This window comes from Azospira sp., from assembly GCF_030247495.1.
Classification (GTDB): Bacteria; Pseudomonadota; Gammaproteobacteria; order Burkholderiales; family Rhodocyclaceae; genus Azospira; species Azospira oryzae.
Genome location: NZ_JAOTRW010000003.1, coordinates 159,850 through 178,162 on the forward strand (window position 1 = coordinate 159,850; position 18,313 = coordinate 178,162).

Annotated in this window: 15 protein-coding genes and 1 other RNA gene; 10 read left to right on the top strand and 6 right to left on the bottom strand. The window is 61.4% G+C overall.

The features are described from left to right. Positions 1 to 41 precede the first annotated feature (41 nt). The 10 genes from OEL49_RS04160 (at position 42) to OEL49_RS04205 (ending at position 13,446) form a co-directional block, all read left to right on the top strand. On the top strand, positions 42 to 536 hold the full coding sequence (locus OEL49_RS04160) for an Hcp family type VI secretion system effector (RefSeq protein WP_205231557.1): 495 nt from the start codon (positions 42 to 44) through the stop codon (positions 534 to 536). Between the two features lie 66 nt (positions 537 to 602). Next, positions 603 to 3,437 carry a type VI secretion system Vgr family protein gene (locus OEL49_RS04165; RefSeq protein ID WP_287874068.1) on the top strand — a complete coding sequence of 945 codons (2,835 nt, stop codon included), beginning with the start codon at positions 603 to 605 and terminating at the stop codon, positions 3,435 to 3,437. A 54-nt stretch (positions 3,438 to 3,491) separates the two neighbouring features. After that, positions 3,492 to 5,534, top strand: a complete 2,043-nt coding sequence (locus OEL49_RS04170) for a T6SS effector phospholipase Tle3 domain-containing protein (RefSeq protein ID WP_287874069.1) — start codon at positions 3,492 to 3,494, stop codon at positions 5,532 to 5,534. Positions 5,535 to 6,210: 676 nt separating this feature from the next. Further along, complete coding sequence (locus tag OEL49_RS04175; RefSeq protein WP_287874070.1) at positions 6,211 to 7,092, top strand: hypothetical protein; 882 nt, start codon at positions 6,211 to 6,213, stop codon at positions 7,090 to 7,092. A 654-nt stretch (positions 7,093 to 7,746) separates the two neighbouring features. Continuing rightward, the gene (locus OEL49_RS04180; RefSeq protein WP_287874071.1) at positions 7,747 to 8,511 is read left to right on the top strand and encodes a hypothetical protein; all 765 of its coding nucleotides are present in this window, start codon (positions 7,747 to 7,749) and stop codon (positions 8,509 to 8,511) included. 25 nt (positions 8,512 to 8,536) lie between these two features. Continuing rightward, positions 8,537 to 10,123, top strand: coding sequence for a hypothetical protein (locus OEL49_RS04185; protein ID WP_287874072.1), 1,587 nt, complete (start codon positions 8,537 to 8,539; stop codon positions 10,121 to 10,123). Further along, complete coding sequence (locus tag OEL49_RS04190) at positions 10,120 to 10,383, top strand: PAAR domain-containing protein (RefSeq protein ID WP_205230910.1); 264 nt, start codon at positions 10,120 to 10,122, stop codon at positions 10,381 to 10,383. The genes OEL49_RS04185 and OEL49_RS04190 overlap by 4 nt, the downstream gene beginning before the upstream one ends. 45 nt (positions 10,384 to 10,428) lie before the next feature. After that, positions 10,429 to 11,574, top strand: coding sequence for a type VI secretion system protein TssA (gene tssA, locus OEL49_RS04195; protein ID WP_287874073.1), 1,146 nt, complete (start codon positions 10,429 to 10,431; stop codon positions 11,572 to 11,574). A gap of 181 nt (positions 11,575 to 11,755) precedes the next feature. Further along, positions 11,756 to 13,147: a hypothetical protein gene (locus tag OEL49_RS04200; RefSeq protein ID WP_287874074.1), complete on the top strand. Its 1,392-nt coding sequence runs from the start codon at positions 11,756 to 11,758 to the stop codon at positions 13,145 to 13,147. Between the two features lie 53 nt (positions 13,148 to 13,200). Beyond that, positions 13,201 to 13,446 (top strand): hypothetical protein, encoded by a 246-nt coding sequence (locus OEL49_RS04205; protein ID WP_287874075.1) that lies wholly within the window; start codon positions 13,201 to 13,203, stop codon positions 13,444 to 13,446. A 66-nt stretch (positions 13,447 to 13,512) separates the two neighbouring features. Here the strand turns inward: OEL49_RS04205 and ssrA are convergent. The 6 genes from ssrA to OEL49_RS04235 form a co-directional block, all read right to left on the bottom strand. After that, positions 13,513 to 13,836, bottom strand: a transfer-messenger RNA (tmRNA) gene (gene ssrA, locus OEL49_RS04210). A gap of 39 nt (positions 13,837 to 13,875) precedes the next feature. Beyond that, entirely contained in the window at positions 13,876 to 14,535 is a 660-nt protein-coding gene (locus OEL49_RS04215) for an HAD family hydrolase (protein ID WP_014237005.1), read from the bottom strand. After that, a complete protein-coding gene (gene ubiG / locus OEL49_RS04220) occupies positions 14,528 to 15,226 on the bottom strand; it encodes a bifunctional 2-polyprenyl-6-hydroxyphenol methylase/3-demethylubiquinol 3-O-methyltransferase UbiG (protein WP_014237006.1) in 699 nt (232 codons plus the stop codon). Before ubiG ends, OEL49_RS04215 begins: the two co-directional genes overlap by 8 nt. A gap of 79 nt (positions 15,227 to 15,305) precedes the next feature. Then, positions 15,306 to 15,944, bottom strand: coding sequence for an outer membrane protein OmpA (gene ompA, locus OEL49_RS04225; protein WP_287874076.1), 639 nt, complete (start codon positions 15,942 to 15,944; stop codon positions 15,306 to 15,308). A gap of 82 nt (positions 15,945 to 16,026) precedes the next feature. Continuing rightward, positions 16,027 to 17,361 (bottom strand): TRZ/ATZ family hydrolase, encoded by a 1,335-nt coding sequence (locus tag OEL49_RS04230; RefSeq protein ID WP_287874077.1) that lies wholly within the window; start codon positions 17,359 to 17,361, stop codon positions 16,027 to 16,029. A gap of 69 nt (positions 17,362 to 17,430) precedes the next feature. Continuing rightward, positions 17,431 to 18,072: an OmpA family protein gene (locus tag OEL49_RS04235; RefSeq protein WP_287874078.1), complete on the bottom strand. Its 642-nt coding sequence runs from the start codon at positions 18,070 to 18,072 to the stop codon at positions 17,431 to 17,433. Between the last annotated feature and the right edge of the window lie 241 nt (positions 18,073 to 18,313).

The window sequence follows — 18,313 nt, forward strand, 5'->3', positions numbered from 1 at the left end:
TTCTGTCTGAGCAATTTTGTTAATCCATCAAGGAGCATTTCATGGCTTTTGACGCCTTTCTGAAAATCGACGGTATTCCCGGTGAAAGCACCGATGACAAGCACAAAGACTGGATCGAAATTTCCCATTTCGCCCACAAGATGGACCAGCCCGCTTCTGCCACTGCCAGTTCCGCAGGTGGTGCTACCGCCGAACGGGTCAACCACTCCACGTTTGATGTGGTGCATCTGTTGGACAAGGCCAGTCCGAAGATCTACGAAGCCTGCTGCACCGGCAAGCACATCAGCGAAATCACCCTGGAGCTCTGTCGTGCCGGTGGTGACAAGGTGAAGTACATGGAGATCAAGCTGGAACAGGTGCTGATCTCCAAAGTGGAGCCCCATGGTACCGCCGCCGAAGGGTTCCCCAACGAGAAGGTCAGTTTCAGCTACGGCAAGATCAAATGGATCTACACCCAGCAGAAGCGCGGTGATGGAGCCGGTGGCGGCAATGTCAGCGCCGGGTGGGACCTTACCGCCAACAAGACCATCGCCTAATCGGCTCGGCATTCCGGGCCGGCTTCAGGCCGGCCCCTCATTTCCCCTTTTTGCTGTTTTTACGCCATGGCTGCAGCCCATTTGAAGGACCTTCTTTCCAGCTACGCCAGCGCCTTTGTACAAGAGTCGAGGCTGCTGGAGCTCCGGGTACTGGGAGTTGGTTCGGAGGAGTTGCTGCCGGTGGAAGCGAGGGGAGAAGAATCCGTCTCCGGCGACTACCGGGTGGAAGTGGGGTGCCTCTCCCCCGACACCCACCTGGAACTCAAGCAACTGATCGGCCGCATCGCCGAACTCAACCTGCTGCTGGCCGACGGCGGCCACAAGACCATCTCCGGCCTCATCGCCGAAGCCCGCCATGAAGGCGCCGACGGCGGCTTCTCCCGCTTCGCCCTGGTCATCGTCCCCGGCCTTTCCCTCCTCACCCACCGCACCAACAGCCGGGTCTTCCAGGACAAGAGCGTCCCCGAGATCGTGCACACCCTCCTGTCCGAACACCGGGACGCCGGTGGCCCCTGGGCTGCCGCCTGCCGCTGGCAGAACCGCCTGGCCAAGGACTACCCCCAGCGCTCCTACTGCCTGCAATACCGGGAATCCGACCGCGACTTCATCCGCCGCCTCCTGGCCGAAGAAGGCATCGCCACCCGCTACGAATTCCAGGAAGAGGACAGCAGCGGCCAGCGCCAGGACGACGCCACCCCCCTGCACACCCTGGTCCTCTTCGACGACCCCTACGAGCCCACCCCGGCCCAGCAGGAGAAGATCCGCTTCCACCGGGCCGACGCGAGCGAAGAGGCCGACAGCCTCACCGCCTGGGACACCGCCCGGCGCCTGCGCTCAGGCAAGAGCCAGCTCCTCGCCTGGGACTACAAACCCGTCACCCCCCTGCAGGCCGACGCCCCCGGCACCACCGACCAGGGCGAACAAGGGGGCCAGGTCGAAAGCCGGCTCGAAGCCTACGATCCCCAGGCCCACTACTACGGCGCCGACAACGACGACCTCTCCCGCTACACCCAGCTGCGGCAGGACAGCCGGGACCGGGCCGCCAAGGACTACCAGGGCCAGAGCAGCGTCCGGGGCCTCACCGCCGGCCAATGGTTCCAGCTCGAAGACCACCCCCGCCACGAAGGCGAAGACGACGACAGCCGCCGCTTCCTCGTCCGCAGCCTGAACTGGCACGCCAGGAACAACCTGCCCGGCGACCTGACGGACGGCCTGCCCGGCCTCCTGGCCAGCGCCGCCGGCCAGCGCGGCACAGCCAGCGATGCTGCCGGCGCCACCGGTGAGCAGCCCTACCGCAACACCTTCACCGCCGTCCGCCGGGACACCCCCATCGCCCCCGACTACGCCCCCTACCAGAAGCCCACCGCCAAAGGTCCCCAGACCGCCACCGTGGTCGGCCCCCAGGGCGAAGAGATCCATACCGACGACCTGGGGCGCATCAAGATCCAGTTCCACTGGGCCCGGGAACAGGACCACCCCGACGGCGGTGCCGCCCTGGACGACCGCTCCTCCTGCTGGATCCGGGTCGCCGTGCCCTGGGGCGGCGCTAACTGGGGCCACCAGTACCTGCCCCGGATCGGCCAGGAAGTCCTGGTGGAATTCCTCGAAGGCGACATCGACCGGCCCGTGGTCATGGCCGGGCTCTACAACGGCAGCCACCGCCCCCCCACCTACTCCGGGGCCGGCAGCCTGCCGGCCAACCGGACGCTGGCCGGGATCAAGAGCAAGGAATACAAAGGCAACGGCTACAACGAACTGCTCTTTGACGACAGCACCGGCGAACTGAGAGCCAAGCTCTCCAGCGAACACGGCAAGACCCAACACAACCAGGGCTACCTGATTCACCCCCGGAGCGAAGGCAAAGGCCAGCCCCGGGGTGAAGGCTTCGAACAGCGCACCGACAAGGCCGGGGCCATCCGGGCTGCCCAGGGGCTGCTCCTCAGTACCGAAGCCAAGGCCGGGGCCAGCGGCAAACAGCTGGACCGGGAAGGGGCTTTAGGCCAGCTCGATGCCGCCTTCGCCCTGGCCCAGAGCCTGGCCGACAGCGCCGCCCAGCAGAACGCCGATAAGACCGAGACCGGAAAAGAGCGCCAGGATGCCGAAGGCAAGGCCAAGGCCAAGGGCACCCAATGGCATCTGAAGCAGGCCCTGGCGGCCTGGGAGAAGGGCAGCAACACCGATCCGGAGCACAAGGGCGGCGCCAAGGAACAGCCGGACGAAGCCGGGCAGCAGCCCATCCTCGTCGCCAGCGCCGTGGCCGGGATCGGCATCACCACGCCCCAGTCCGCCACCTTTGCCACGGGACAGAACTTCGATCAGGTCTCCGCCCGGGACACCAACCAGAGCACCGCCCGACGCTGGATCCACAACGTCGGCCAGTCCATCTCCCTCTTCGTCCAGGGCGTCAAGGACAAGACCGCCATCAAGCTCTATGCCGCCAGGGGGAGGGTGGAGATGCAGGCCCAGGATGGACCGATGGCCGTTACCGGCCAGAAGCGAGTAGTGCTCACCGCTTGCAAGAGCGTGCAACTGTGGAATGCCAAGAAAGAAATTCTCGTCACCTCCGGTGGTGGCTACATCCGCATCGCCAACGGCAACATCGATATCCATTGCCCCGGCACCGTTTCGGTCAAAGGTGCTACCCATGACTGGAGTGGTCCGAGCAGCATGAATCCACCTTTACCCAAGTTCAATCAAGGCGACTTTGACCGTACCTTCCGTCTGCTCAATCCCCTGGATGGCCAGCCGGTTGCCAATGCCCGTTTCCGCATTACTCGCGGGGACGGAAGTGTGGTCGAGGGGCGCACCGATGCCGAAGGCAAGACACCTTTGGTGCAAAGCGACACCCTTGAGCAACTCAAGATCGAGTACTTCGATTCGCCTACTCAAGGTGGTGGGTGAGATGCCAACGATTTCTCGATTTTCTTTGCCACCGGCCAACCTACGGCATAAGTCATGACTAGCGATACCTCAAATGATGTCCTGATCGTGGACGGCGATACGTCGAGCCTGAAAAAAGGTTGGTCTCCCCACGATCTTTTTAGTCGGCTTCCCCTGCCCGGTGTCTACATCTTCGTCCATGGCGTCAATTCGGATGGGGAGTGGTTCGAGCAGGCCGAAGAGGGGCTGTGCAAAGGGCTGAATGACCGCCTCAGGCGCCAGGATGAACACATAGCCGTCTGTAGCGCCGGGCAACTGGCCCCGGCCGCCTATCTTCCCGAGCTCACCGATGACGGCTTCATCGACCGCAAGTTCGACCACGAAACCTTCATCAAGGAAGCCAACTATTCCCCGGTAATCCGCTTCCGTTGGGGCTACAAGGCCGACGATGCCGCCCTAAAAGAATACGGCGACAAGATCTGGCTCAACGAACTCCATGCCTGGGGTGGCGGACCCTTCGCCAACGGTTGTACCAACCTGCCCGATGCCTGGGGCGAGGGGCTCAACCCCCGACTCTTCCTCTGGCTCTCCGCCCAGCACCTCAACAGTACCTCGGGCCGCAGGGTCTATCACTGCCCGCCCCGCTCCTACTACGCCCACGCCGCCCATCGGCTCGCCCGGCTGGTGCAGCGCATCCGGGAAAAACAGAAAGATATTCCCATCACCATCGTCTGCCACAGCCAGGGCAACATCATCGGCATGGCCGCCGCCTTCATCGGCGACACCCTGGATGCGGATGCCGTGGCTGATCGCTACGTCCTGGCCAACCCGCCTTACAGCCTGGTCCCCGACAACTTCATGGAAAGCTGGAGCCAGCGCGGCGACGGCGGCCGCCAGACCGGCGGCGCCCGTAGCGAAACACTGAAGGCCCTGGTGGAACTAATTCAAGCCAGGGCTGGCAAGGGACAGCCCGCCGACCCGGTCAACGAGCGAATGGCCAACCGTAGCCCCAAGGATGGAAGTTTCCCTTTTGTCTATGACCCCACCGCGGAAAAGGACGGTCCGGGTCGCATCACCCTCTATTTCAACCCCCACGACCAGCTCATCTCGGTCAAGACTATCCAGGGCATCGGCTGGATGGGGCTCGATGACGATCAATTGAAAACGGTGGATCCGAGCGGCAAGACCTTCTTCCAGCGTGTCTTCGCCGAAGGCAAGACGGTGGGTGAGGCCGGCAGCTACGACTTCTGGAAGGAAAATGCCCGGGGCAGCAAGACGCCCGGCAGCGGCAGCTTCTTCCATCCCCCGTCACCGGCAGCCAAGTACGTCCTCAAGAACGCCCTGGAGTCCGGCGAAAACTGGTTCGTCAAACTGATGAGCCTGATCACCGCCCCTATCTGGTGGTTGGGCACTGCCGCTGCCCGCACCCCGGTCAATGCCGATCCCCCAGAAAACTGGATCACCCCCCTCAACGCCCCGCCGCTACCGGAACCTTTCCAGCCCCGCGGCATGCGCTACGGTGAGGAAGGCGACTTCGATCAGGGCGCTGATCCGGACCGGGATGCCCTGAACAAAGAAAACCCGCAAGACGGAACGGACCCCCTCAATGCCAAGGGCAAAGGGGATCGGGATACCCAGGCCGCCCTGCGCTACCAGTACCGGGCCGAAGTGCGCCTCTCCACCCGCCGGGCCGGCAAGGTCGGAGAAGACGGCACCGTCCCGGGAGACCCGGGTGGTCCGGAAGCGGACGAAGCATGGAACGCCTGGGCCAAAAAAGAGCAGATGGAACTGCTCAACGGCGCTGACGAGAACAACTCGGTGGACCACGGCACCATCATGACCAATCCGGCCCATGCCCAGAAGGCTTTGGCCTGGGACGTGGCCATTGGCATGGCCAAGCTCTCGGATGAGGACTGGCTGACCTTCCGCAAGGTGGCGGATTGGCGGCTGATGACTCCGCCAAACGATCCTGATGGATTCCGTTTGTATTTCGAGAGAGGGAAATTGGAAGAAAACAAATATCCACATCAGCTTGCTAGGTATCGCCTAGAGGGTCTGCCGCCCAAGATCAAGAATGAGCGGGCTTGGGCACCTAAGGGAGAGCGTCATGACGCTTAAGCGAGTGGCAATCAGCATCGCTCTGGCCCTGCTTGGCTGGATGACTCTATGCCTAGCCTATGGCTATTGGCTAGGCCAGCAAGGGGAACTGCATTCAATGGGATTAGGAGACGCAATGATGCGTATTGTGAAATGGCCCACCCTGCTGGCGTTAGGTGGCCTGTTGGTTATCGGTGCCTATGGTTTTAGCACCCGGGCTGAAGCAATGGAGTCGGTTAAGACCGTGGCTCTAAAGGAGCAAGCGAGTCAGCTCCAACAAGCAGCGACCAACCCCCAAACTCGTTTTGCTGCCCAAGTAGTGGCAGTGCAGTGGGTGGGGCCGGTGGTATGGCGGGACTATCCGACCCAGTGGAATCTCTATCGGCTGATGGGGTTGGCTGAACCCAATCCCGACGATAAGGAAGCCAAGACTGATCCAGACTATCAAGGTATCAAGGCGATTCGGGCGATTGCATCTAATACAAAGGCAGGAGATGCAAGTTTCGATGGTTATATCGAGTCTCATCTGTCTGAAATGTTACTCCCTCATCGGATTCCATATTTCACAGTCAAGAACGGTTTCTATAGTGATGCTAAGGGGAGCAATCGGCCGAAATGGACCGATGTCCATGTGGAGTTTTCCGGACCGGATCGGCCTATGCGGCAACCGGATGGTCCCGGGGGATTACCGACCTCGATGTCCGACGCTGGAGCTGCCGAATACGGTTGGCCCGACGGCATGATCATGACCAAGGAGCGCTACCTGCGCTCTGGTTCCGCCAAGCAGATGGAGGGTGCTGTCGAAGATCAAATCATGAGCATCTCCGGCGCCTATCGCCCGGAGAACAACCCCGACCACAAGCTCACCGAAGTCGTTGTCCGCCAGGGCGGTCCCTCCATGCCCTTCCGCTCCCTGGCGGCCGCCCTGGACTGGCTGGAAACCCACCCGGACAAGACCGCCTGGGTCATGGCTATGGATGCACCAGGCTATCCCAAGACCCGGCAGGCCAACGAGAACAGCGTCCTGATCGTCCTTGCCCATCCGGACTACGACACCCTGCGCCAGCCCCTGGCCTGGATTCACCGGGTACAGAACGAAGTGGTGAAGAACCCACAGCACAAGGAGGGCCACCCGAGTCTGCGTCGAGCCTGGGAGACGGCCCTGGCCGGTGCCCTGGCCTCGGGAGAGGTCAAGCCCGAGCAGGTGGGCCGTATCTTCCACGATAGCCAGCTACGCAACGACACCGGCAAGGCCCGTACCCGGCGCCTGATGCCAGCGTTGCAGACTCTCTTCCCAGGCGCGGAACTGGAGCGGGACCTGTTCGACGTCCAAAGCCTGTTCGGCGACTGCGGCGCCGCTACGGGCGCCCTGCACCTTGCCCTGGCCGTGGCCCACGTCCAGGCCGCTGGCACCCCGGCCCTGGCGGTTTCGGCGGCGGAAGACGATACCGCCCTGGCGGTGCTGGTGACCCCGCCGGCAGAGCGCCAGCCCCGGGACGAAAGCAAGCCCTGGTTCCGCGCCCGCAGTGCTGCCTGGGCCTACTGGCCCTGGTGGGCGCCGGAACGGAAGGGCAAGTAAGCCATGGAACGTTCGTCCGCCCTGCTGCTGGCCTTTGGTGCTCTGGTGTTGCCCCTGGCGTATCTGTCCAGCGGTCGCGTCGTTGCGGCCGAATGGAGCAATGCGGTGGCGGCCCGGAGCGAACAACCGGCAGCCGACAAGAAAGCCCGCTTCGTCGCCCAAGTGGTAGCTGTGCAATGGGTAGGGCCGGTGGTGTGGCGGGACTATCCGACTCAGTGGAACCTCTACCGCTTGATGGGACTGGCGGAACCTAACCCGGACGACAAGGAAGCCAAGAGTGATCCTGACTATCAGGGCATTAAGGCAATTCGAGCAATTGGTTCCGGCGGCAAAGGATCAAGCTTTGGTGGTGGCTTTATCGAGCGTCATCTTGTCGAAATGTTACTCCCACATCGGATTCCCTATTTCACAGTCAAGAACGGTTTCTACAGCGATGCGAAGGGGAGCAATCGCCCCAAGTGGACCGATGTCCATGTGGAGTTTTCAGGGCCGGATCGTTCTATGCGAGAGTCGGATAGCTTAGGTCTTCCGGCACTTATTGATGCCGCAACTTCACGTGAATTTGGTTGGGGAGATGACGTATTCATAACAAAAGAACGCTATCCATTTTCGACTTCGATAGAGCAGATAAGAGGAGTTGTTCAGGAACAAATTATGGACATCTCCGGTTCCTACCGCCCGGAGAACAACCCTGAGCACAAACTCACCGAAGTCGTCGTCCGCCAGGGCGGTCCCTCCATGCCCTTCCGTTCCCTGGCCGCTGCCCTGGACTGGCTGGAGACCCACCCGGACAAGACCGCCTGGGTCATGTCCATGGATGCACCAGGCTATCCCAAGACCCGGCAGGCCAACGAGAACAGCGTCCTGATCGTCCTTGCCCATCCGGACTACGACACCCTGCGCCAGCCCCTGGCCTGGATTCACCGGGTACAGAACGAAGTGGTGAAGAACCCGCAGCACAGGGAGGGCCACCCGACCCTGCGCCGGGCCTGGGAGACGGCCCTGGCCGGTGCCCTGGTCTCGGGGGAGGTCAAGCCCGAGCAGGTGGGCCGTATCTTCCACGACAGCCAGCTACGCAGCGACACCGGCAAGGCCCGCATCCGGCGCCTGATGCCGGCGCTGCAGACTCTCTTCCCGGGAGCCGAACTGGAGCGGGACCTGTTCGACGTCCAAAGCCTGTTCGGCGACTGCGGCGCCGCCACCGGCGCCCTGCACCTGGCCCTGGCCGTGGCCCACGTCCAGGCAGCTGGCACTCCAGCCCTGGCGGTTTCGGCGGCGGAAGACGACACCGCCCTGGCGGTGCTGGTAACCCCGCCGGCAGAGCGTCAGCCCCGGGACGAAAGCAAGCCCTGGTTCCGCGCCCGCAGCGCCGCCTGGGCCTACTGGCCCTGGTGGGCGCCACTGCGAGGCCAGAAATGAGTGCTGAACCGAGGAATGTGAACCTGTGCTAGCTCTGCTCAAGCGTTCTACCCTTTTTGTTGCCCTCGTCATCGTTTGGGCCCTGCTGCTCTGGTTTGTTGTCCGACTGGAGTTGTCGGCCCATTCGTTTCCGGTATTGCTGGCTTTGCATCTGCTCCCGCCGTGCCTGGCGTATGGTCTTGGCTGGTATGTGCTGGTTGGACGAAAGAAGCGCCAGGAAAAAGAGGCCCTGCAGCGGGCGAAGCTTGAGCGGGAGGAACAGGTGCGACAGGAGCAACTGGCTCGTGCGCGCCACATTGAGGAGCTTGCCCGTCGTCGTGCCGGGGCCGATTGCCTCGCTGTTGCCATCAGCGGTTGGTTGGAACGGGGTGGGGCAGGGGCGGTTAGTCCCGGTGCTGACGGTGTGACTGTTCTGGCTTTGGATGGTGAGCCAGCGTTTCGCGACGACGATGGTTTGGCAGAGGCGCCCCAGGCTGGACGGCATTTGGCTCCCCATCTTGTTGAAGCGATGCAATCCCTTTATTCATCCTGCCCCGGCGCGATGGCCTTTCCCGTTCTGCTGCAGGGGCCGGCTGAATTGGCTGCGGATGATTGTTGTGCCTTGGTGCGCGAGGCCCTGCTGCAACTGGGATCCTCAGAGTTTGGCGATGTCGTCATCCAGAGTAACGATGCCGGCCTCGGTCGTCAGGGGAGTCCTGCCTCTCCGGGCTGCCGGACTCCTGCTCCCCGGGTATTCGCGATGCCGGCTGGAGGAGGCGCCCTTGCCGATATCCTGATCCAGCAGTTCGAACAGGAACCGGAGTTGCCAGGCCTGGTGGTGCTGGCTTTTGATTCTCCCTGGTGCCGTTGGGCCAGTCGGGAAGAGGATGATGAGTTGTCAGCAGCGGAGCGGGAGATGCGGCAGTGGCATGGTGTTCCGGCCCAGGGGGTGGTCGCCATGGCGGTTGGAAATCCGCGCCTGTCGGTGTTGCTGGCGGTGGTGGAGGAGAGTTTGCCAAGGAACGGCTTGCTTGAGGATAGTTACACCACCTACTGGGAACGAGGCATTGAGTTGAGTCCCATCCTGATGCCCTTGGCCTGCCTCCCTGCCGAGGCGAGAAAGGGCTTGAGCAATGGCGTTCCCTTGGCAACGCTGCATCGTTCCCACGGTGACGACTATCGGGGAAAGCCGGGAAGGTCCAATGAATTGGGTAACGCTTTCCGTTTGTCCATGGAGCGGGCCATGGTCAATGCTGGTCTTTTGCCTTGGCCTTACGGGGTTGTATCGGCAGACCCATCAGAAAAGACAGACGTAGTGCCTGAGTGTGATTGGCTGGTACATAACGCCGGCGGCATCGACTGCTCCGGCCCCCGCCTGGCGGCAGTAGGACTGGCCTTGCACTGCTTCGACATCAACCTGAATCCCATTGATGAAGCCACCAATTTCCCGGCCAAGGTGGGCGACCTGGGCCGGGCCTTACCTCTGGGGCTATTGGCCCAGGCCGTCAACAAAACCGCTGCGAGCGGAACCCCCACATGCTGGGTTCAGTTTGATGGTGAGAGCCGTTTTGATCTGGGTTTCATCGTTCCATTCTTTGCTCCGGAAATACCCCCTCAGGAGGCTGCAGCATGAAAAGCGTAATTCGTCTGGGCGATCCCACCAGCCATGGTGGCGTTGTGGTTAGCGCCGCCGGCAACTACACCATCATGGGCAAGGGCGTGGCTCGGGTTGGTGATCAGGTGACCTGCCCCATCGACGGGCATCCCATGGCCGTCATCGTGGAGGGAGATCCCACCTGGATCATCGATGGCCGGGCTGTGGCCTTGGATGGCCATAAGACCAGTTGTGGTGCCAGCCTCATTTCCACCCTGCCGAATCTGGGCCGGGGCTGATTTTTGTTCTTGCAGAACGTCGGAAATACCAAGGGAGATCTCAATATGACCCAGGATACGGCTTTGGAAGCCCTGCTGGCCCCCATCCCCGGTGATCAGCCAGGAGGGGAGGATTTGTCTTATGGCAGTGAGTTTGATGCCATTCGTGACGCCCGTCGGGCCGATGATCCCAATTTGGCCCAAGGCGAATGGGAAACGGAAGTCAAGACGGCCAACTGGCCTAAGGTACGGGAGCTTTGCGAATCCTTGCTCAAGAACCGGAGCAAGGATCTTCAACTGGCCTGTTGGTATACGGAAGCCATGGCCCAGATCAACGGCTTCCGCGGCTTGCGTTGGGGATTGCGCGTACTAAACAGCATGGTTACCGACTTCTGGGAGGTCTGCCATCCAGCCTTGGAGGCTGGCGATCTTGACGAACGGGCAGGCAAGATTGAATGGTTGAGTGTTCAATTACCCCTGGTGGTTCGCAGCATTCCCATGACCAGTCGTGAAAGTGGCGGCTATTCATGGTTACGCTGGGAGGAGTCCCGGGAGGTTGCCAATCTTGGGCTTAAGGATGGGGATGCCATGGCCAAGGCGATTGCCGAGGGCCGGCTTTCCGGAGATGCCTTCGACAAGGCGGTGGTGGCATCCGGTCGCGCCTACTATGAGAAGCTCAATGCTGAGATTGCCGATGCGGTAGCGTCTTTGGCAGAACTGGAGTCGGGAGTCGATCGCGCTTTCGGCCATGATGCACCAGGCCTCAAGGATTTGCGGGACTCCTTGCGTGTATGTGCGGATCTTGCTGAACGTCTGCTTAAATCCCTTGGCGGTGGCTTATCTGTCGTAACGGATACTGCGGTGGACGATGTGGTTCCTTCGGGGGCGGATGGAAATCCTGCAGCTTCCGCCGATGAAGAGGCTTATGGCGGAGAATCCCCCGTTTTCGTCATGCAGTCCGAAACGACTCCTTCCCCGACTTCACGTGTTGCCGGCGGGCCTGTACCAAATAGGGCGGAGGCCATCCGTCAGTTGCGTCTGGTAGCGGAATTTTTCCGTCGTACCGAACCCCATAGTCCAGTAGCCCCTTTGGTTGAACGAGCTGCCAAGTGGGCTGAGATGCCATTGGAGCAATGGCTGGCTCATGTCATCAAGGATGATTCCACCCTTGGCCGGCTGCGGGATCTGTTGGATTTTTCCGAAACCGAATGAGCGTGGATGTGGTGGCTGGCGTGAGTGAAGGACAGGCAGCGCAGCTACTTTGCTCTATCGTGGCCGGTTTTGTATTCGTTTCAGATGGAACTGTCGAGACAGTTTGCCGTGGGCCCAGTCAGGCAAGTGTACAAATGACCATGGATGTCGGCTCCCCTTTTGGGGTGCAGGGGAGTTCCTGATGCATTGTTCCCGCCGACAGTTTTTTGGAGTGATCGCTGCGGTGCCGTGGCTTGGGAGTTGTGGGAGCCAGGAGGCCTCGCCGCTGTCGTCGCGCTGGGAAAAACTGTCGCTCCGCCCTGTTGCAAATAGTGATCTGTTGCTGCTGAGCGATCCTAGAGCTTTGGCAGCTCGGGGAGAGCAAGGTGGAGGTGGTAAAGAAGCTGTTCTGGAAATTCGCGGAAAAATTTTCGGCGGGAGCGGCGGGAATTTTAGTGGGGCATCGCTGGTAGGAATACGTTTTGTTGATTGTCTTTTTGATGCTTTCCAGGGGGTGGATAACGACCTTGAGAACGTTGTATTTGACAACTGCCGGTTTCGGGCCGCGACCCTGAATGGATCACACTGGATCAACGTTACCTTTCAACAATGCGAAATGCTCGGCCATTTTTGTCTGGATGGGGCCTTCGGCAATGTGAGATTTGAGTCCTGCCGATTCAGTGGCTTTCCGGGGGAAGAGGGGGGTGATTGGTCGGAGCATTTTGGATATGCCGCAGTACGAACGGGCATAACCAGCTTTTCCCACTGCGATATTCGCTATCTCAGTTCGGGGGGAGCCACAGGCCTTCAATTGTTGGATTGCGATGTTCAGGAGTTCAGGGCGGAGTGCCACAGTCGGGGAGGGACACTGCATCTGGAGAATTGCCGGGCTCCTGCAGGCCGTATGGATTTTTGCGACGGAGTGAGCTCATTCACTAGCGTCTCGCTGGTAAATTCCCGTATAGCCAAACTGCAGTTGGGATCGGTTCGGATCGCCGATTTTGCGGCCAGCCATTGCCTTCTGGATGTTGAATTGGGTGGGGTGCGAGGCTGGGTTGGTGAAGCAGCCGTGAGGCACACAGCTTTTGCCGGTCGCGGCTTTAGGTGCCCGGCATCCAGTATCGATTCCCTCCTCTTTGAAGACTGCGTCTTTGCATCCGGTAGCAGCTTGCAACTCTTTGGGAAGGCCAGCCGCTTTGTCAAACCCGGAGATCAACTGGTTTTGTGGGGGCGTGGAGGCAGCTTGGTACTTAGGCGTACGTCAGTTGCCAAGGCCAGATTGACCCACCTGCAGATAGGCGTACTGATCGTGGCCGAGTCGTCCCTGAGCGATGCTGACCTTTCTTGGAGTCGTATCGGCACGGTGAGACTTCAAGATGTCGCTTTAAATGGGATTCTTGATTTAACAGAGACGACCATTTGTCGCCTGGAAAGCAGCGGCGTAAGCAATTCGGCCCAGATGGTTGGCCGCCTGACCGCCAGTGTCAATGCTCCGGAACCGGATGTTGATGTGTTTCCCAACTTGGTACGGAGCGTACCGTGGGCAGATGCTTCTAAGCGAATGCCAAAAAAGAAGCCAGGGCACCGTGACTGACGAGGTGTCAGTGTGGCTGAAATATATTCCTATAAGGCTGAATGGAGGGGCGAATGAATGGGCTTCTGGTATTTGGTTTGATCACAATGATCATCAGTATAGGTGGGATTCTCAATGCATTTTCGGCAGAAGCTGCGGGCGGCTTTTCCCTTGGCAGCAAAATTGGTCCGATTGGTGTGCAGGGAGAGTGGGGGCTGATTCTATCGGCCATCCTTTTCTTTATTGGTGGCGCCGCCTTCTTCAGTGGCTTGTTCTTTAAGGGACGACCAGACTGGGAACCGAATGATTCGGAGTTCTGAAAGCGGCTACCAAATCGGTAGGGTCGGAACACCGGCTACAGAGAAGTGGCTATAGGCTGAAAATAACGATGGGGACCGAAGTCCCCACCGGCTTTTCTTTGGTAACAAGGCTCAAGCAGCCTCGGCAAAAGCCTTAAGCGGCGATTGCGAAACGCTCATCGTTGGCGTTTGGAGATTTGCTTCATTAACGTCGATCGCCTGACGAGTTGCCTGCGCACCTTTGCCCGCCCTGTCGAAGCCAGTACACCCCCACCTAAGAACTCTCCGAAACTCTTAGGTGGAGGTGGCGGGAATCGAACCCGCGTCCAGAACGCCTCCAGATTGCCGGAATTACAACCATGACCAGCATTATGGGGGCTGCCCCCCGGAACTTCAAGGGGCGGTGGTCTGATATCTGCCGTAATCCTGGCGCGGCGAGGCGACTGGCTTTCAGCGGGCCGGGCCGAGCAGGGGCGATACTTCGTCGGGGTGGTCGATCAGGTGGTCGGCGCCCCAGGTCTCCGGCGGGTGTTCCGTGCCCAGATAGCCCCAGCGGACGCCGATGGTCATCATGGCGCAGGCGTTGCCGGCCTGAATGTCCCGCAGGTCGTCGCCCAGGTAGCAGCAGTCCTGGGTGGGCAGACCCAGCAATTGGGCTGCCAGCAGCAAGGGATCAGGTGCCGGCTTTGGGTTGGGGGTCGAGTCGCCGCAGACAATGCAGGCGCAGCGGTGAGCCAGATCCATCTGTTGCAGCAGCGGATGGGTCAGGCGCTCACTCTTGTTGGTGACCACGCCCCAGGGAATGCGGCGTTGTTCCAGCTGTGCGAGCAGCTCGGCCATGCCCGGGAACAGTGTCGTATGGTGGCAGAGCCGCTCTTCATAGTGCTGGATGAAGCGGCGGTAAAGTTCGGCGTAGCTGTCATCCTGGGGGGTAACGCCCATGCCGACCCGCAGCAGGCCCCTGCCTCCCTGGGAGGTGTGGGGGCGCAGGGTGTCCAGGGGAAGGGGCGGTAGGTTGTAGTCCTGGCGTACCCGGTTGAGCGCGGCTCCCAGGTCGGGAGCCGTGTCCGCCAGGGTGCCGTCCAGGTCGAACAGTACCGCTTCAGGCATTGCGCACGGTGCGCAGCAGGTAGTTCACCGAAGTGTCCCGACCCAGGCTGTAGCGCTGGGTGAAGGGGTTGTAGGTCATGCCGATGATTTCGGCCACTTCCAGGTCGGCTGCCTTGCAATGACGTGCCAGTTCGGATGGCTTGATGAATTTGGCGTAGTCGTGGGTGCCCTTGGGCAGCATCTGCAGGAGATATTCGGCGCCAATGACTGCGAGCAGGTAGGACTTGGGATTGCGATTGAGGGTGGACAGGAAGACCTGGCCGCCCGGCTTGACCAGCCTGGCGCAGGCTGCCACCGTGCTGGCGGGGTCCGGCACGTGCTCCAGCATTTCCAGGCAGGTGACCACGTCGAAACTGCCCGGCATTTCGGCTGCTAGGGACTCGGCGGAGATGTGGCGGTAGTCCACGCTGCGGCCGCTTTCCAGCAGGTGCAGGCGGGCGACGCCGAGGGCCTTTTCCGAGAGGTCGATGCCGGTCACCTGGGCGCCCCGTTCGGCCATGCCCTCGCTGAGCAGGCCGCCACCGCATCCCACATCCAGCACTTTTTTGCCGGCCAGCCCCACATTGGCGTCGATCCAGTCGAGACGCAGGGGGTTGATGTCGTGGAGCGGCTTGAACTCGCTCTTGGGGTCCCACCAGCGGTGGGCCAGGTCACTGAATTTCTGCAGTTCGTTGGGATCGGCGTTAATCATGGCTGAAATATGGCAAGGGAGAGGCTAGGAAAGAAAAAAGCCCTGCGAATGCAGGGCTTTTTACAGGAACGGCGCAGGATTACTTGGTGCCGATCACTTCGATTTCAACGCGACGGTCAGGCTGCAGGCACTCGATCAGGGCCTTGGTCTTCTTTTCGCTCTTGCCGCACTTGCCGGCAGTCACGGGCTGCTTTTCGCCCTTGCCTTCGGTGTAGACGCGGTTGGCTTCGATGCCCTTGCTCACCAGGTATTCCTTGACGGCGGCAGCGCGACGCTCGGACAGCTTCTGGTTGTAAGCATCCTTGCCGATGCGGTCAGCGTGACCCACGGCGATGATCACTTCCAGGTTGATTTCCTTGGCCTTGGTCACCAGCTCGTCCAGCTTGGACTTGCCTTCGGCGCGCAGCACGGCCTTGTCGAAGTCGAACAGGGCGTCGGCGGACAGGGTGATCTTGGCGCCGACGGGCTTGACGCCACCGGCGTCCTTGGCAGCGGCACCGGCCTTCACCAGATCGCCATCACATTCAGCGATGGCGGCGGCGGGGGTCCAGTAGCCGGTGCGCCAGCAGAGGCCGAAACCGCTGCGGGCAACTTCGTTACGGGTATCGGTCAGGTAGGCACCCTTGTCGGTGGTTTGGGCTTGGGCCATGGTGGCGCCCAGGCTCAGGCCGGCGGCAAGCAGAACCAGCAGGGACTTTTTGGCGAATTTGTTGGTCATCTCTCTTTTACCTCGTGTTCGTGAAAGGCAGCTGAATCAGCAACGGCGCAACCCCTTATTTTTGCGTGGGTTCGGCCCGAGACTAATCTCGAATTTTATTCTGCCATACTTTGGCAAGGCTGATCAAATCATTTTTCCCGATTCCGCACAGGGAGCCGTTCTCCACCCTTAATTGCCCTGCAACCCAGACGTGGGAGACATGCTCCCTCCCGGCCGCATATACGGCGTGGGATGCGGGGTCGTAGCAGGGGGAAAGTTCGGGGGATGAAAGGTCGATGGCGCAGAGGTCGGCAACTTTGCCAGACTCAATTGTACCTATTTTGTCTTCCATGCCCAGCGCCCGGGCACCGGCAAGGGTGGCAGCCTGCAGGGCCTGGTGGGCGCCCAGGGCCTGTGCGTTGCCGCTGGCGCCCTTGGCCAGCAGGGCGGCCAGGCGCATTTCGGCCAGGAGGTCGAGGCGATTGTTGCTGGCAGCGCCGTCGGTGCCGATGCCGACATTGACGCCGGCTTGCAGCAGTTCGGCAACAGGGGTGATGCCGCTGGCCAGCTTGAGGTTGGAGGCCGGGCAGTGGGCAACGGAGCAGCCGTGGGTGGCCAGCAGGGCAATTTCTGCCGCTTGCAGGTGGACGGCGTGAACGGCAATCAGGCCGGGGCCCACCAGGCCCAGGCGGCGCAGGCGTTCCAGGGGACGTACGCCATATTGCTTCAGGCTTTCCTCGATTTCAGTCGTGGTTTCGTGCAGGTGCAGGTGGATCGGAATGTCCAGCTGTTCTGCCAGGGGCAGGATGCGCTCGAAGGTCTGGTCGGAGACCGTATACGGCGCATGGGGGGCCAGGCAGAAGGAGAGGAGGGGTTCGTTGCGCAGGTCGTCCCGGGCGGCCAGGCCTTTTTCCAGGTAGTCCTCGGCGCCGCTGGCGTAGGCGTTGGGAAAGTCCAGCACCACCAGGCCCAGGGCAGCCCGCATCCCCATCTGCTGGGCGGCGGCGGCCGCTTCCCGGGGGAAAAAGTACATGTCGTTGAAACAGGTGATGCCGCCCCGCAGCATTTCGGCTGCCGCCAGCAGAGTGCCGTCGCGGACGAACTCCCGGGAGACGAAACGTCCCTCTGCCGGCCAGATGTGCTCCTGCAGCCAGGTCATCAGGGGCAGGTCGTCGGCCAGGCCGCGCAGCAGGCTCATGGCCGCGTGGGTGTGCAGATTGACCAGGCCGGGAATCAGCAGCTGTTCGCCCAGACGTACCGTCTTGCGCGAAGTGAAGCGTTCCCGGGCCTCCGCCTGGGGCAGCACGGCGATGATGTTGCCTCCGCTGACGGCGACGGCATGGTTTTCCAGGGTGACGCCGAAGGGTCTGACCGGAATGATCCAGCGCGCCTCGATCAGGAGGTCGATGTTGTCGGCGGGAGTGGGGGAGGAGGTCATCGGGTGTGGGGTGGTGAGTGAACAAAAAAGCCCCGCCGTATGGGGCGGGGCGTCTGTCTGCAACTGCTGTTACTTGGCGCTGCCCTTGACCTCGACCACCACGCGGCGGCTGGGGGCCAGGCAGGCGATCAGCTTCTGCCGGGGCAGGGAGTCATCACATTTGACGCCCTGGGCCGGCTGGGTCTTGCCGGCACCCATGGTGTCCACCGTGTCGGCCGGCACGCCTTTCTTCAGCAGATAGGCCTTGACTGCATCGGCGCGCTTTTCGGACAGCTTCTGGTTGTATGCCTGGGATCCCAGGCGATCCGTGTGGCCGGTGATCATGATCATGGAGACGGAAGCGCAGGAGCCCAGCTTGCCCACCACGTCGCTGTCCAGGCGTTTCTGGGCGGCGCCGGTCAGGGCGGCCTTGTTGAAGGTGAAGAGCTCGTCGCTCTGCAGGGTGACGGTGAAGTCGCACTTCTTGGCGGCTGCGGCGGCGGCCGGTGCGGCGGCGGCGGGGGCTGCCTTGGTCAGGTCCGGATCGCATTCGGCCAGGGCGGCCGCCGGGGTCCAGGCGCTGGTGCGCCAGCACAGGCCGAAGCCGCTCTTGGCCACCACATTGCGGGTGTCGGTGAGATAGGCGGCGGTTGGCGTCTGGGCCAGGGCCGGGGCGGCACAGGCGAAGGCGCCCAGGGCGGCGATGATGGTGGTCAGGTTCTGCTTTTTCAAGATTTGTCCCTCCTCGTGGGTGGTGTCTCAGGTGTGGCCTTAGGGGGCCTTTCTTTGCCTACCATTGCACATACGGCAATGTATGGGCGATTTAACCAAAGATTTTCGGGGGATACAACCGATTCCGGCGGAGCGGGAAGGGATTCCGCCGGGATATCCCCGGCCGTGGGGGCGTTCTGACGGCGGGGAGGTCGGCGTGCTAGAATCTCCCCCTTCATTTCCACCGGAAATCCTCCCAGAG